The sequence below is a fragment of the Jeotgalibaca sp. PTS2502 genome, assembly GCF_001975685.1.
In the GTDB taxonomy this organism is placed as follows: domain Bacteria; phylum Bacillota; class Bacilli; order Lactobacillales; family Aerococcaceae; genus Jeotgalibaca; species Jeotgalibaca arthritidis.
This window is the reverse complement of sequence record NZ_CP019433.1, coordinates 1,955,744-1,971,392: the sequence shown is the minus strand read 5'-3', so window position 1 is coordinate 1,971,392 and position 15,649 is coordinate 1,955,744. Positions and strand designations below refer to the sequence as shown.

Below are 15,649 nucleotides of genomic sequence, written 5' to 3'. Positions count from 1 at the left end.
AAGATAATATTTTACGTATGATTTAAATTGTTCTGTCTCTTTCAGACATTTCCTCCTACGCCTTTAAACTTCTCTACAAATGCTGCAATTTTTTCAAATACACTTTGCTTTTTCGTTAAATACTTAGGATTTAAAGGACTCATTTTTGGTAGAATGCTATTCAATTCTGTTCCATTTTCACTAGCATATTCTTTCTTCAGTGAAGTAAGTATATACCTCTTTGCTGCCTCTTCATTAAGGTCTTCAGCCCGAATTAATTCCTCGGCTTCACGTTTTTGCTCAGCTTGAGCGAAAGAGAAGAACGCCTCAATAATACTAGCCTTATCACGAATCTCATTTAAATCTGTCTGATTAATAAAGTCGACTACTAAGCTTTCTTTAGCACGGTTCCCCACACTGGATCGGATTAATCGACGGACCTCTTCAACAATTGAAGCTTTATCATTTGTTTTCTTGTTCTTTTCAAAAATCAATTCGAGAATATAATCTAGATTGATTTCTTGTGACTTTAATAAGTCTACTTCAAAGACTACATCATCCCAATCAATCGTTGATTGTTCTTTTTCTTTTCCGTCTTTTTCACGGCGAAGCCAGTCCCGAATATCATTATAAGTAGAACGATAGTCTTGAATCAGTCTTTCTTTCGGTATCTCAACCTCTTGCATAACAGCTATATCCTCATCAGTTAAGTAATGAGTAGCTGTAAATGACTCTAAAGCTTCTTGATCGTGTATATCTACCGATTGTAGGGCTTTTAAACTAGCAAACTCATCATAATTTTGTAGAATATTTTCAACACGTAGATACTCTCCAAAAAGTTTCACAAAATCTTTTTTGTCTTTTTCAGTAGTAATGTCATCAATATCCGAAAAGCGCTCCTCTAATTCTTGCACTACATCTAAATAACCACGACGCGCTTCACCGGTAGATATATCAGTAAAGCCCTCCATATATTCTCTGTAACTTTTTTCGAGGACTACGTTTTTAGTGTTTTTATCTCCAAAGAGAGTAATTGCATCAATAGTCGCTTCCTCTAAATCTCTAAAAGTTACAATGTTTCCAAATGTTTTGGTCGAATCATAAATTCGATTCGTTCGTGAGAAAGCTTGCATCAATCCATGGTAACGAAGATTTTTATCCACAAACAATGTATTTAGGGTTGGTGCATCAAAACCGGTTAAAAACATCCCAACAACTATTAACAAATCAACTTCTTTTTTTCTTACTCGATTCGCAAGGTCACGATAATAATTCTGGAATCCTTTACTATCTACATTATAATTCGTTTTAAACATCGTATTGTAATCTTTAATTGCACTTGCTAAAAACTCTTTGGCACTACTTTCCATAGCAGTAGTTTCAAATGTTTCATCAAGAATTTCACCTATGGCACTTTGCTCTTCATTGGCAGCAAATGAAAAAATTGTTGCAATTTTAAGAGGCTTATCGCTATCTTTCTGTAAGGCCATCAATGACTCATAATAAAGCTTGGCTGCAGCAACGCTACTGACAGCAAACATAGCATTGAATCCCTTACCATTAGCGTGCGTACGATGCGTTTTTATGCGGAAGTTATTTTGAATGTACTGAGATATTTCTTTAATTCTTTCTGGATGTAATAAGGCTTCTTTGTTTTCTGCTGCAGTTAGTTTCTTCTCATCTCGTTCCATCTCAATAGACTTGAAACGCGGATGCACATCGTTATAATCCACTTTAAACTTTAGAACTTTTTCATCTCTGATTGCATCGGTAATCACATAAGCATGTAACTCTCTTCCAAATACAGTTGCAGTCGTATCTGAGCCCAAGGCATTCTCAGGAAAAATAGGCGTGCCAGTAAAACCAAATTGATAGTACTTTTTAAATTTTTTGGTTATATTCTTTTGAGCTTCACCAAACTGTGAGCGGTGAGCCTCATCGAAAATGAACACAACGTGTTTGTTATAGATAGGTAGTTCTGCTTCACCTTTGATTAGATTATTCAGCTTCTGTATAGTAGTAACAATGATTTTGTTATCATCTTTTTCTATATTTCGCTTTAGTCCTGCTGTATTTTCTGAACCATTAACACTATCAGGTGAAAAGCGTTGATATTCTTTCATCGTCTGATAATCTAGGTCTTTTCTATCTACTACGAAAAATACCTTATCAATAAATTCTAATTCCGTAGCCAAACGAGCGGCTTTAAAACTCGTCAACGTTTTTCCCGATCCTGTTGTATGCCAAATGAAGCCACCACTTTCGATGGAACTCCATTTTTTGGATTGATACGCACTTTTTATTTTCCACAAGATGCGTTCGGTTGCTGCTATTTGATAAGGGCGCATGACAAGTAACGTGTCACTCGAATCAAAGACTGAATAATTAAATAGTACATTCAACATCGTATTCTTATTAAAGAATGTCGCGGTGAAATCTTTTAAATCCTTTATCAGCGTATTATCTGCTTTCGCCCAGTTCATTGTAAAATCAAAACTATTCTTATCTCGTTTTGTCGTATTCGCAAAGTAACGCGTATCAGTCCCGTTAGAAATTACAAAAATCTGTAAATATTTAAATAGAGAGTTTTCTGAGTTAAAACTCTCTTTACTATAACGATTTACTTGATTAAAGGCCTCTCGAATCGCGATGCCACGTTTTTTTAATTCCACTTGTATTAAAGGAAGTCCATTAACTAGGATCGTCACATCATATCGGTTAGCCTGCGTTCCTTTTAGCTCAAACTGTGAGATTACTTGCACTTTGTTTTTGGCGATATTCTTTTTATCTATAAGATAGATATTCTGAATATGCCCGTCATCGAACACAAAATCGTAAATATAGTCAGTGTGTATTTTACGTGTTTTATCAATGTGATTGTCACTGGGTGTATCTAAAAACTGCTCGCAAAAACGAGTCCACTCCGCTTCAGTAAACTCAACAGTATTAAGATCTTGTAATTGCACACGCACGTTCGCAAGCATCTTTTCGGGAGTCGTTAAACCTGGTAGATACTCATAGCCTTGGTTGACTAAATCTTGGATGAACTCTCGTTCAAGTGCTGATTCGGTTTGGTAGCTTGCTTGTACTTCATTTACCTCTGAGTACTTGGTATATTTTTCCAGTACGATGAAGTTATTCGATTCCGCGATGGGTTTGAAACCTACCATTTCTAAACCTCCTCTTTTGGAAAACTAAGAAGCATATGACGGTAATACTCGTACTGTTTTTGACGTAATTCTAATTCATGCGGTAGACCTTCAGTGATTGAATTTGTTAACATTTCAAATTTATCTAAGATAGAAACTATACGATTTTGCTCAATAAGAGAAGGAATCGGTATTTCAAAATTTTTGACCTTAGCATCAGAAATAGCTGGATATGCTGAACCACTTTGATTCTCTTCTACATAACTCATAAATTTAGATGATGTAATAAAATAATAAATCCATTTTGGTAATACTTCGTTTTTATTTGCTCTTAATATGCAATAACCAGTACTAGCAACTTCCCCAGAAAACTCTTCAGTAATCAAGCAAAGTCGTTGTTGAGTTGGACGAGTGGTCGCAAAAATAACATCATCTTTAATTACTAATTTTTTGGCTCTACTTGGTGCATTTTCAGCAGTTATTTCAATCGTATCAGTTATTATGTTTTTCACACGACAAACTGAGGTAAGATCGATGTACCTATAAGTCTCATTTGTATCTCTCCATCTAATATTAGTAGTAGGAACTGTAACCTCTCCCAACGTCTTCCACTCAACTTCACCTTCTTTAAATGTCAGCAACTTATCGCGGTAATAAGCATATTGCTTTTGACGAGCTGTAAGCTCTGCTGTAAGCTCTGCTGTAAGCTCTGCTGTAAGCTCTGTGAAAGTATCCAAAATACGGACGATTTTTTCTTGAATTTCAAGGGATTTTTCTGTGTTATCTGGGCAAGGAATTGGAATTAAAGTTTCTTTCGCTGAAGACCAATGTCGTTTATAATTAAGTTCTTTTTTATAAAAATTAATAAATGCATAATAAATGTATTTAGCATTAGGATACTTTGATTTTAGGATTTTCAAACCATCAGCGCCTTGAATAAAAGAAAAATCTACATACTTAATATGCTCAGAATGATCTCCAAACACAATATACTCATTAGCACTAACAGGTTTTATATCTTCATCCGTATAACCTGCAATGAACTCCACTCCTTGATCAATTATAGGCATTGTACCTTTTTTACGATAAACTTCTTTTTTAACTTTTGCTGGTGCTGTTATTGTGGTAACCACCTCATTCAACGGTATCCACTTAGTTGCAACCCCATCAAGTAATTCAGCAATATAACTTGACTCCATCATGACTCTATCACCTCAATGATCTCATCAATTTCAACACGAAGCTTATCTATCTTAGACACCGTCTTTTTTATTTCTGCATTCAAATCCTCTATATTAATCACTTCTCTTGTGTCTTTGGCTTCCACATATGAATTGACAGAAAGATTATAGTGATTTTCAACGATTGCATCATATTCAATCGATTTTGCAACCCATTCAACATCTTCTTTACTGTCAAAGAGTCCTATAATCGTTTCAATATGTTCATCCGTAAGTATGTTATTATTTGTTTCCTTTTTATAGAAATCTACTCCACTTGCATCTATAAACTGTGTTTTAGTATCACTTTTATGTTTGGAGAGTACCAATATGTTGACTGCTATTGAAGTACCAAAAAACAAATTAGGTGCTAAAGAAATGATTGTTTCCACAAAGTTATTGTCAATCAAATATTTTCTTATTTTCTGCTCTGCACCTCCACGGTAAAAAATACCAGGGAAACAAACGATAGCGGCTCTCCCTTTGCTTGAAAGATAATTAAGCGCATGAAGTACAAAAGCAAAATCTGCTTTCGATTTTGGCGCTAGTACGCCTGCGGGAGCAAAGCGTTCATCATTAATAAGTGTTGGATCCTCGCTTCCTATCCATTTTACAGAATATGGTGGATTAGACACAATGGCATCAAAAGGCTTCTCATCACCAAAACGAGGATCTAAAAGGGTATTCCCTAATGCAATATGGAACTTATCGTAGTTTATATTGTGTAAAAACATATTCATACGCGCAAGATTGTATGTTGTATGGTTAATCTCTTGCCCATAAAAACCATCTTCAATAATGTGCGCATCAAACTGCTTTTTCGCTTGTAATAGTAAGGACCCTGAACCAGCTGCGGGGTCATAAATCTTATTGATTGTTGATTGCTTGTGGATTGCTAATTGGGCAATTAGTTTAGAAACACTCTGAGGTGTGAAGAATTCTCCACCAGATTTTCCCGCATTAGCGGCGTAATTAGAAATTAAAAATTCATAGGCATCACCAAAAAGATCAATTTGATTTTCCTCGAAATTACCAAAGTCTAGCCCTTCAACTCCCTTTATAACTGAAGCCAAACGACCGTTTTTATCTTTTACCGTATTACCCAATCGATTACTAGTCGTATCAAAATCAGCAAATAAACCCTTGATATCTTTTTCTGATGGATAACCATTTGCTGAGCTTTCGATAGCAGTAAAGATTGCAGCTAAATCTGTATTCAAACTTTCATTTGTATTCGCAGTTTTAGCGACTGTACTGAACATTTGACTAGGGTATATAAAATATCCTTTTGTTTTTATAGCATCTTCTTTAATTTCATCCGTTATAATATCATCACTTAGTTCTGCATAATGAATGCTATCATCACCTGCTTCAATATAAGCAGCAAAATTCTCACTAATAAAACGGTAAAAAAGTGTCCCTAAGACATACTGTTTGAAATCCCATCCATCCACAGAGCCGCGAACATCATTGGCAATTTTCCAGATTTGAGATTGTAATTTAGCGCGTTGTGTAACACTTGACATATATATTCCTCCAACTATTACGTTTATTACTCACAAATTTCATCATTCTTAATACTAATGATTACTGTAGTTTATTAAGGTTATTATACCACAATATACTAGCACCCCTTACGTCCAAAAAATGTTTGATTTAAATTTTATTTTTTATATCTCCTCACATTTATGACTATCTATTAGTAATGAATACTTAATGGTAACAGATTAGGGATACACTCAACAGTAAATAGCAATGTACCCACATCAGCAAAAATCGATGTGGGTACATTGCTATTCAAAATTATTATTTTTTATTATCACTGTTAAATTATAACATCATTTTTGAAAATTAGTTTGACATTGTGTGACTCCCCCCTGCAACAGTGGCTCGATTCCCTTAAAACTATAACTGTTATAAAATTAAGTAGGAGTAATTATCATTAGTGTCAAAACAATATCTACTATCATGTCAATCATATATTTATTGAATTTATTCTGATATTGATTATATGTCTTGAGATGTTTTATTAAAGCCTCTTTATCTCTTTCGTAATTTCTAAATATCAATAGCATTTTTTAATTCTCCTGGTAATATGGTATTTCGATTGTACCATCTAATAATTTTTGAATTATTTCATTATTCAGCATTGCTGCAAATATTTTTACAGATTTTTCGTCTACATAAATTGTATTTTCAGTAATATTAATTCGCGGAAGTTCTTTTACAGTAAATAAATTATCTGTTTGTGGGTTGAGTATATATTCTCTTAACTTTTCAACCACATCACTTAGTCTTTGCAAATCAATTTTTTGAACCGTTTTAGTAGACCTACCAGAGAATGTAGCATATGTTTTTTTCAAGTGGATGTCCTTACTAGTTATAATTTCACTCACAACTTCCTCTGTCTTATCATTTCCATCGGTATCTTTAAAGAAAACATCCGCATTTGATCTTGTTAATTTAAATTTCCGATCCTTATCTGCACTTACAAATCGACGGATTTTCTTTTCTGCATAATCTTCAATTAATTTTTCAACACTAAATAGTTTATCCAATTCCATAGCATTGTATACTTTTAATGTAATATTATTATTATGTTCTTTTTCAACACTACATATAAAATCTCTTTGAGGTAATACAAATATACTTTTCCCTTGTAGCACCCCTATCTCATTTACACCCGATTCATTATCTAGTTTTTTCATTTTTCCAAATAAAATTGTTCTATCTTCCATTAACATATTATTTTTAAACGCTTTTATATAAATGCAGCTTTTCTTTTCATGTTCATAAATTTCTTTCAATTTATATATAATCACGTTAGGTTGAAATGGATATTTATCTTGAAATAGATCGTCTAAAGAGCCTAGCCAACTATCAGTATCATCTGCTTCCTCAATAGCCTCAAAAAATTCTTTTAAGAAGTATAAATAACTATTCTCACTAAGTTCTTCTATTTTAAATCTTGTCGATGTTGAAAAAATATTCTCACTCATTGAATCAAATAGAGGTAACCTATTCTGACTAGGTTGTTCAATTTTAATTGAAAGCTTTTCTAATTCCTTATTCTCAATATGCAACTTCTTAATCGAGTTATTTCTATTAGTGTTATATTCCGCTAAATAAATACCTAATATATCAATTCTCAAGAGTCTTCTCCTCCAATATAATTCCTATCTCACTATTTCTGTTCAGCTTCCCGAAATATACAAAGTCCTGATTGCCATTTATAATATCTGAAACTCTATCAGATTTTGTAAAAAGATAGACTTCTCTATTCTGTTTGTTATCTATAGCATTTATAACTGAGTACCTAATTAGTTGTAAACTTAAATTGGGAAAATATTCACTAGAATTCTCATAATAAAAGAAAATTAAAATTTGTAAAATTACCATAGATACATAGCCAGTAATAGGCATATCTTGAATCGATATAGTCGTTAGTATAGGTACTAGTACACTCAACAGAAACTCTCTCATTCCAACATTATAGTTTCTAGTAATATATGCAGACCTATGCGTCCTACTTTTAGAATTTTTTAAAACATTTTCAAATGCATTTTTTATATAAAGTAGACTAAAAAAAGAAAGTACTAATGAAATAAATGTCAAAATAAATATGATTTTCATAGTACTAATCTCCCAAGTGATCGGCAGCAATCTTCCACTTAATTCAAAATGTTGAACAACTAGTATAATTAATAAAAATGAATATGAAGGTAAAAAAGAAGATACAAAATATGCAACCCTAAAACTTTTCGATGAATACCTAAACATTTAATTCATCTCCTTCAATTTTTTAATCCTAAATTGGACTTATAACTATCTACTACTTTACTTATGATACGGTTCATTCTTCATAATCCGAAACGCACGATACACCTGCTCTACCAACACCAACCGCATCAACTGATGTGGGAATGTTAATTTTCCAAATGAAATCTCTTGGTTGGCTCTCTTGAGTACAGCCTTGCTTAATCCGAGTGAACCACCGATAATAAAGGTGAGGTCACTTTTACCAGTAATGCCGAGTTGTTCGATGGTTTTGGCAAAATCGACGGAATCGTATTGTTTGCCGTTAATGGCAAGCGCGAAGACATAGCTTTGATCGCTTACTTTAGCTAGTATGCGTTCGCCTTCTTTGTCTTTGACCATTTCCATTTCTTTATCGCTGAGGTTCTCTGGTGCTTTTTCGTCGTTTACTTCGATGATTTGCATTTTGCAATAGCTACCGAGACGTTTGGTGTATTCGGCAATGCCTTGCTTCAAATATTTTTCCTTTAATTTTCCAACTGTTATAATCTTTATATTCATGTGCCTTGCCCCTTTTATATTTTCATCTTCATGTTAGTGAAAAACAAAGATAAGTGCAATCTATTTTTTGAAAGGATTGGTTTTGTGCGCGACTGGATCTCTCGCTGGGGTATTTCTCAGAAGATTGTGGCGAGTTTTATTATATTGATTATGATTGGAACCTTTCTATTATCACTGCCAATCAGTCAACATCTGGGTTCTCAAGCAACTTATTTTGATCATTTCTTCCACGCTGCTTCTTTAGTAACGGTAACGGGACTTGTGGATACGCCTATTGCTCATACCTATTCATTTTTTGGGCAAGTGATTTGTTTAATTTTAATGCAAATTGGTGGGTTAGGAATCATGACCATCGTAGCCAGTGTGGTCACTGCTTTTGGTCGGAAGATGTCATTGAGTGAGCGACTGGCGGTTCAAGAAGGGTTGAATCGTGAGGATGCAACGGACTTTCGTTCATTTCTGATTACCATTTTAAAATATGTATTTGTAATTGAGGCAGTAGGTTTTTTTATTTTATCATTCCGATTTGTAGCTGATTTTGGATGGGTTGAAGGCTTATTTATGGCCTTATTCTTATCTATTTCTGGCTTTACGAATGCAGGTTTTGATACGTTAGGAAGCAATTCTCTCGTTTCTTATGTTCATGACCCCTTAGTTAACCTTGTTATTTCGATTTTAATTATTCTAGGTGGAATTGGCTTTCACGTCTGGTTCGATTTTGCTTTGGTATCGCGTAATTGGTTTAAGCGTAAGGGGAAAAGAGAATACGTTACTTCTACCGTAAATTATCGCTCCACAGTCGCTTGGCTATTATGGTGAGCCTTATCTTAACAGTAGTGGGAACGCTGATGTTTTTAGTTGTGGAATATCAAAACCTATATACCATTGGTAATTTTTCCTTTGGTGAAAAGTTATTGGCTAGTTTTTTCCAAACGGTTACTATGCGGACGGCTGGTTTAACAACAGTTGATTTTACACAAGTCTATCCGTTTACGCTATTCTGGTTTGTCATTTCTATGTTTATCGGGGGATCACCGGGTAGTACGGCCGGTGGTGTGAAAACAACGACCATCGCTATGATTGTCATTTTGGTTTACAACGTCTTCCATGGTCAGAAAAATGTGAACATTTGGAACCATACAATTCCTGAAACGACTGTTCGAAATGCCTTTGTTATCTTTTCAGTTTTCTTTTCGGCCTTCCTTTTAGGAACGGGCGTATTGTCACTATTGAACCCAGATGTGGACTTTATTATTTTGATGTTTGAAGCTGTATCGGCGATTACAACGGTTGGGATTAGCGCCCATCTGACGCCGACATTAGGGATTGCTAGTAAAATAACCCTGATTATCTTAATGTTTGCTGGACGGATTGGACCGATTACCATGGCAGAAAGTTTGGTACGTAAGGATAAAGAAACGAAAAACATTACCTACGCTTCTGGAAAAATAATTATTGGATAGGATGGAGTAATATAATGAGAAGAACCATTGGAATATTAGGATTAGGAATTTTCGGGAGAAGTATTGCCCGGACATTAGCAGAGTTTGATTATGACGTGATTGCAGTTGATAAAAGTGAAGAAAACATTAATGATTTAGAACCCCTTATTACAAAAGGCGTGATTGGTGACATTACTGACCTTGATTTACTGGAAACCATCGGCATTGGAGACTGCGATGCAGTTGTGATCTCTACCGGTACGGTTTTAGAATCCAGTGTTTTGGCTGTTATGCATTGTAAAAAGTTAGGTGTTCCTAAAATTATTGCTAAAGCAAAAAATAATATGTATCGCGATGTTCTTCAAGAAATTGGCGCAAACGAAGTGATTTTGCCTGAACGTGAATCAGGAGTCCGTCTCGCAAAAAAATTGATGCGAAACAAAATTGAAGATATTATGGAGCTAGACGACCACACTTCCATTGTAGAATTTTCACCTCCTAAAAGCTGGGTTGGGAAGACGATTCAAGAACTGGATTTACGTAAAAGATATGACATCAACTTGATTGGCATGCGAGAATCAAAAAATGCGCCACTAAACGTTAGTGTGTTAGCAGATACACTTGTTCGAGAAGATTTAATATTTTTAGGAATTTCTGAGTCTGATATATTTGAGCGTCATGACTATTTGAAAGAACCTTATGAATAGAAAATAAGAGAAATTTAAAGAAGTTATTTCTTACACAATCTATGGAAGGTGATCTCGATAACTATTTAGGTCATCTTTTTTTCCATTTTTTACCTTGAAGATTGATAATAACAACTGACTATATTATTTCTTATAAATTGAAAGAGGAATGAACAATATGAAAGAGCGGATTTATAAGTGGACAACTTCAAAAAAAATAGTAGCTAGTTTTTTGTTTTTAATTCTAGTTGGCTCTATTCTACTATCCATGGAGCAACTTCTTTAAACAATTATGATCATGATGTTTGCAGGCAGAGTTGGACCGATTACATTAGTTGATAGTCTGTTAAGAAAAGATGAATTCACAAAACCATTACTTATGCAAAAGGAAAAATCATCATTGGTTGATGTAATGAAAGAATAGTACGAATGAATACTACCTAAGAAAAGCGGACAAGTCCGCCTTGACCTATGAAAAAATAGGAAATTTGACCCTGAATTGTCAGGAGACTTCACGCTTCAGCGGGTTAGTCGAATGATATGCGTTAGCGAGCAGCGAAGCGCGCAATGGGGCAAATTTATCTTTTTTTCACTAGGTCAGGACTTGGAAGCTAGACATTGATGGCTGAACTTATAATCCCCTAGTCTATGAAGAAAGGGGGCCGGGAAAAAATTCCCGGCCCTCTAGTATTAACGAATAATAGTGGTCTAAACGTGCTCAAAAAGGCAGATCCGACACCCACTTAACGAATCATGCGCGGATGGTCTTCGTCCATCCTGTGCTTATTCCTTCCAGTGATTCGGATCTAAACGCCTTTTTTCCCACTCTATTTTTTCTTATAATTGAATTTTTGCTTCTTTTGCAAGTGCCAAGCAACCGATTGTCCCAGCATTGTCTTCTAATTCCGGTGTAACAATGTAGTTTGTTAAATCAGGCGTTTTTACATAACTTTGCATTAAATCTTCGAATGCTTGATGAACTTTTTTAAGCATGTGGCGCTGTTTCATTACGCCACCGCCAAAAATTATGACATCCGGGGAGAGCATGAGTGTTGTGTTATAAGCACATTGCGCTATATAATAAGCCAGCATGTCCCATAGTTCATCATCTGGAGAGATATCTTGCCCTTTTTTACCGGTTCTTTTCTCAATTGCGGGGCCCGCAGTCATTCCTTCCAAACAATTACCATGGAATGGACAATTTCCTGTAAAAGAATCATTTTTGTGAGGTACTACCATCATATGTCCCATTTCCGGGTGGCTAAATCCTTCAACGAAACGCCCTTCTTGTATAGCTCCTCCGCCCACTCCGGTTCCAATCGTATAATAAACGACACTCGACAACCCTTTTCCCTTACCAAATACGTATTCTCCGTAAGCTGCAGCATTAACATCGGTTGTCCAAGCGATTGGCAGAGAAAAATGTTTTTTCATTGTGCCGACGAAATCAAAATTTTGCCACAGTAATTTAGGAGTAGATGTAATAAACCCATATGTTGGAGAATTTCGATGAATATCAACGGGGCCGAAAGACCCAATCCCAATCCCTTCCAGCTTATCTTGATAGCCTTTAAAAAATTGAATAACCAACTCCATCGTTTCCTCTGGTGTTGTTGTAGGAAAGCTCACTCGGTCGATAATTTCTAAACTTTCATCAGCAACTGCGCAAACAAATTTTGTGCCACCTGCCTCTATTGATCCGTACATAATACACTCACTCCTCATTATATTTTTTACTTTCTTTATACTCTGTGGGGGTCATTCCCATCTCTGATTTAAAAACTTTTGCGAAATAATTGCCGTTGGAAAACCCAACCGCATGAGCGACATGATCAATCGTTTTATAATCCCATAATCGCTCTAATGATTTTAGAATTCTTATTTTTCTCAAGTAAGCCATCGGTGTGTATTGAAAAGCTTCTTCAAAAGATCGGATAATCTGAAACTTAGACATGTGGAAGTGGTTTTCCATTAAATCTAAACCGATGTCTTGCTGGTAGTTTTCTTCAATAAATGACCGAAGCACTTGAACTTCAGGATCCATTTTCTCTTTTTGTTGGGCAACTTCTTCTTTTATTTGTAAAAATAAATCAAAAGAGAGTTTCGCATTCTCATATAAAGACACTTCTTCATTTTCTAAAAGGAGAATCAATTCAATTAATTTCTTTGAAAAACTTTCACTGCTTGAAGGGCAGGCTTGGTTAGGTAGTGCCAGCCATTGCTTTGTGATCGGCGAAAACTCTATATAAATAAATTTCCAATCTTCTCCAAAATAAGTAAATCTTCCGGGAATATCTGCCAAGAAAAAACTTCCAGCTTTTTGAACGTATTCTTTTCCGCCACTTTCAAAAATCCCCTTCCCGCTTAAGGTATACTGCATAACTACTAATTGATCTTTTCTTCTCATGCCGTCCCATATATAATCCGCATGTCCTGTCCCTACACCCAGACCTTGGATATAAGGTAGATTCTGATGATCCATATAATGAAAGCGGCGAATGAATGGATGCAATTTATTACCCGCTCTTACAATTTTTTCTTCTTGTTTCATTTCATCAGACTCCTTATGCTTGTTGTAACAAATAAGAAAGAAGGAATAATATGCCGATAACATTTGATTCTCAACAGAATATCTTTCATCTTAAAAATGATTACATAAGCTATATCATCGGGATTGAAAAAGGTAAATATATTACCCACCGTTATTTTGGAAAAAGTCTTACTAGCTACCATGGCAGCAATGAGCTGCAATTCATTGATCGTGGATTTGCCACAAATCCGATTCCTGACGAACGTACCTTTTCATTAAATGCCCTGCCTTTAGAAACGAGTACACAGGGAAATGGCGATCACCGTATACCAAATTATCAAATCCGTAACCAACAGGGTTTCACTATTACGGACTTCACCTATAAAGAACATCGAATTTACGAAGGGAAACGCGAATTAGAAGGACTCCCATATTTGCGAAAAGACAACACCACTTCGTTAGAAATCGTTCTAGAAGACGAAAGACAAACTATTCAAATGATCCTGACCTATAATCTCTATGAAAATGATGCGGTTCTCACTCGAAACGCGCGCTTTATCAACTCAGGTAATCAAGCAATCTTTTTAGAAAACGCGGGATCGCTTTTGGTTGATTTCCCTCGTTGGGACTTGGATATGGTTACTTTGAATGGCTCCCATACAAACGAGGCCAATCTGCATCGTCAATCTTTGCATCCCGGAATCCAAAAAATCGAAAGCAGTCGCGGCACCAGTAGTCCGCAACATCAGCCGTTTCTTGCTTTAGCAAATCGAGAGACAACAGAATTCTCAGGAGAAGTTTTTGCTTTTCATTTTGTTTACAGCGGGAACTTCGTTGCCCAAGTAGAAGTGGAACAGTATGGCTCCAGCCGGGTACAGATCGGTATTCAACCGGATACTTTCGAGTGGAAGCTTGATAGTGGACAAAATTTTCAGACGCCCGAAGTTGTGATCAATTACAGTGATCAGGGATTCAATCAAATGTCTCAAAACTTCCATAAAATCTATCAAAAAAATCTCATTCCTCATTCCTTTACAGATAAAGCTCGCCCCGTTCTTTTAAATACATGGGAAGCAAATTACTTTGACTTATCTGAAGAATCTCTTGTACAAGAAGCTGAGTTGGCAAGCAAACTAGGTATCGAGCTGTTTGTGCTTGACGACGGCTGGTTTGGTGAACGGAATGATGACACTTCCTCTTTAGGTGACTGGCAAGTAAATCCTGCAAAATTACCCAATGGAATTGTTCATCTCGCTGAAAAGATTCATCAACTCAATATGCAATTTGGACTATGGTTCGAACCCGAAATGGTCTCAAAGAACAGTGATTTATTTCGCAATCATCCTGACTGGGCTCTACAAGTTCCGGGCTACCACCTTACAGAAGGACGCCAGCAATTGGTTTTAGACTTAAGCCGCGTAGAAGTGCAAAATTATTTGATTGATGTTCTTAGTGGCTATTTAGCCACCGGTAAGATTGATTACGTGAAATGGGACATGAACCGACACCTAACCGAAGTTGGCAATCAAACATTGCCTTCTGACCAACAAAAAGAGCTTTATCACCGCTATGTCCTCGGTCTTTATCGAATTTTAAAAACCGTGACCGAACGTTATCCTTATGTGCTTTTCGAAAATTGTTCAAGTGGCGGCGGACGTTTCGATCCAGGCATGATGGCTTATATGCCACAAACTTGGACAAGTGACAACTCTGATGCACTTTGTCGATCTGTTATTCAATACGGTTATAGCTATCTCTATCCGCCTGTTATGATGGGTGCTCATGTTTCAGACATTCCCAACCATCAAGTAGGACGCAATACTCCACTTGACACTCGTGGTTGGATTGCAATGAGCGGAAATTTCGGATTTGAATTGGACATAACAAAACAAACTACAGAAAATCTCCAAAAAATTACAGAACAAATTTCCTGGTATAAAGAACATCGCGAACTTATTCAATTTGGTGATTTTTATCGTATTCAAGCACCATCCGAAACGGGTGCAACGGCTTGGCTATTCAAAAACCAAGAGGAAGCCTTATTGGTTTATTCCAATGGTCTCGCTCGGCCAGCCGTTCCCGTTCAGTATCTTCAGACTAAATTTTTAGATGAAAATGCTATTTACCAAGATTCTACCACAAAGAAATACTATAGTGGATCGGAATTAAACCATGCGGGTATTCTCGTTCCCCGTATTAAAGGCGATTTCGAAGTGATTGCTTACCATTGGAAAAAAACTGAAATTTCGAATAAATAAGTAAACTGAAGGACTGGGAAATAACTCCAGTCCCTTTTTTATATACGAATAATTGTTGCGCAAACGTG

The 15,649-nt window shown here is 35.9% G+C and carries 13 protein-coding genes; 5 read left to right on the top strand and 8 right to left on the bottom strand.

Features of this window, described 5'->3' with window-relative positions; genetic code table 11:
- Positions 1–41: 41 nt before the first annotated feature.
- From BW721_RS09865 to rlmH, 6 genes are all read right to left on the bottom strand, one after another.
- Positions 42–3,149 (bottom strand): type I restriction endonuclease subunit R, encoded by a 3,108-nt coding sequence (locus BW721_RS09865; protein WP_076768305.1) that lies wholly within the window; start codon positions 3,147–3,149, stop codon positions 42–44.
- Positions 3,150–3,151: 2 nt separating this feature from the next.
- Positions 3,152–4,330, bottom strand: a complete 1,179-nt coding sequence (locus BW721_RS09860; protein ID WP_076768303.1) for a restriction endonuclease subunit S — start codon at positions 4,328–4,330, stop codon at positions 3,152–3,154.
- Positions 4,327–5,874 (bottom strand): type I restriction-modification system subunit M, encoded by a 1,548-nt coding sequence (locus BW721_RS09855; protein WP_076768301.1) that lies wholly within the window; start codon positions 5,872–5,874, stop codon positions 4,327–4,329. The genes BW721_RS09860 and BW721_RS09855 overlap by 4 nt, the downstream gene beginning before the upstream one ends.
- Positions 5,875–6,426: 552 nt before the next feature.
- On the bottom strand, positions 6,427–7,500 hold the full coding sequence (locus BW721_RS09850) for a hypothetical protein (protein WP_076768299.1): 1,074 nt from the start codon (positions 7,498–7,500) through the stop codon (positions 6,427–6,429).
- Positions 7,490–7,981 carry a hypothetical protein gene (locus tag BW721_RS09845; protein ID WP_156892236.1) on the bottom strand — a complete coding sequence of 164 codons (492 nt, stop codon included), beginning with the start codon at positions 7,979–7,981 and terminating at the stop codon, positions 7,490–7,492. The genes BW721_RS09850 and BW721_RS09845 overlap by 11 nt, the downstream gene beginning before the upstream one ends.
- A gap of 204 nt (positions 7,982–8,185) precedes the next feature.
- Positions 8,186–8,665: a 23S rRNA (pseudouridine(1915)-N(3))-methyltransferase RlmH gene (gene rlmH, locus BW721_RS09840; protein WP_076768295.1), complete on the bottom strand. Its 480-nt coding sequence runs from the start codon at positions 8,663–8,665 to the stop codon at positions 8,186–8,188.
- 84 nt (positions 8,666–8,749) lie between these two features.
- Here rlmH and BW721_RS12175 point away from each other — a divergent pair, with 84 nt between their 5' ends.
- The 4 genes from BW721_RS12175 (at position 8,750) to BW721_RS12215 (ending at position 11,217) form a co-directional block, all read left to right on the top strand.
- Positions 8,750–9,484 (top strand): potassium transporter TrkG, encoded by a 735-nt coding sequence (locus BW721_RS12175; RefSeq protein WP_250637833.1) that lies wholly within the window; start codon positions 8,750–8,752, stop codon positions 9,482–9,484.
- Positions 9,485–9,513: 29 nt separating this feature from the next.
- Positions 9,514–10,128: a potassium transporter TrkG gene (locus BW721_RS12170; protein WP_250637832.1), complete on the top strand. Its 615-nt coding sequence runs from the start codon at positions 9,514–9,516 to the stop codon at positions 10,126–10,128.
- An 11-nt stretch (positions 10,129–10,139) separates the two neighbouring features.
- Positions 10,140–10,814 carry a potassium channel family protein gene (locus tag BW721_RS09830; protein ID WP_076768293.1) on the top strand — a complete coding sequence of 225 codons (675 nt, stop codon included), beginning with the start codon at positions 10,140–10,142 and terminating at the stop codon, positions 10,812–10,814.
- A 280-nt stretch (positions 10,815–11,094) separates the two neighbouring features.
- Positions 11,095–11,217 (top strand): hypothetical protein, encoded by a 123-nt coding sequence (locus BW721_RS12215; RefSeq protein ID WP_257787740.1) that lies wholly within the window; start codon positions 11,095–11,097, stop codon positions 11,215–11,217.
- Positions 11,218–11,630: 413 nt separating this feature from the next.
- On the opposite strand, the gene scrK is transcribed toward BW721_RS12215, so the two are convergent.
- Complete coding sequence (gene scrK, locus BW721_RS09825) at positions 11,631–12,503, bottom strand: fructokinase ScrK (protein WP_076768704.1); 873 nt, start codon at positions 12,501–12,503, stop codon at positions 11,631–11,633.
- Positions 12,504–12,507: 4 nt separating this feature from the next.
- On the bottom strand, positions 12,508–13,344 hold the full coding sequence (locus BW721_RS09820; protein WP_076768291.1) for a helix-turn-helix domain-containing protein: 837 nt from the start codon (positions 13,342–13,344) through the stop codon (positions 12,508–12,510).
- A 50-nt stretch (positions 13,345–13,394) separates the two neighbouring features.
- On the opposite strand from BW721_RS09820, the gene BW721_RS09815 reads away from it, so the two are divergent.
- On the top strand, positions 13,395–15,581 hold the full coding sequence (locus BW721_RS09815; RefSeq protein WP_076768289.1) for an alpha-galactosidase: 2,187 nt from the start codon (positions 13,395–13,397) through the stop codon (positions 15,579–15,581).
- Positions 15,582–15,649 lie beyond the last annotated feature (68 nt).

What these genes read in the sequence shown, in the direction of transcription:
- BW721_RS09865 (WP_076768305.1), bottom strand. Translation starts at nt 3,149, where the DNA reads ATGGTAGGTTTCAAACCCATCGCGGAATCGAATAACTTCATCGTACTG.
- BW721_RS09860 (WP_076768303.1), bottom strand. Translation starts at nt 4,330, where the DNA reads ATGATGGAGTCAAGTTATATTGCTGAATTACTTGATGGGGTTGCAACT.
- BW721_RS09855 (WP_076768301.1), bottom strand. Translation starts at nt 5,874, where the DNA reads ATGTCAAGTGTTACACAACGCGCTAAATTACAATCTCAAATCTGGAAA.
- BW721_RS09845 (WP_156892236.1), bottom strand. Translation starts at nt 7,981, where the DNA reads ATGAAAATCATATTTATTTTGACATTTATTTCATTAGTACTTTCTTTT.
- rlmH (WP_076768295.1), bottom strand. Translation starts at nt 8,665, where the DNA reads ATGAATATAAAGATTATAACAGTTGGAAAATTAAAGGAAAAATATTTG.
- BW721_RS12170 (WP_250637832.1), top strand. Translation starts at nt 9,514, where the DNA reads ATGTTTTTAGTTGTGGAATATCAAAACCTATATACCATTGGTAATTTT.
- BW721_RS12215 (WP_257787740.1), top strand. Translation starts at nt 11,095, where the DNA reads ATGTTTGCAGGCAGAGTTGGACCGATTACATTAGTTGATAGTCTGTTA.
- BW721_RS09820 (WP_076768291.1), bottom strand. Translation starts at nt 13,344, where the DNA reads ATGAAACAAGAAGAAAAAATTGTAAGAGCGGGTAATAAATTGCATCCA.
- BW721_RS09815 (WP_076768289.1), top strand. Translation starts at nt 13,395, where the DNA reads ATGCCGATAACATTTGATTCTCAACAGAATATCTTTCATCTTAAAAAT.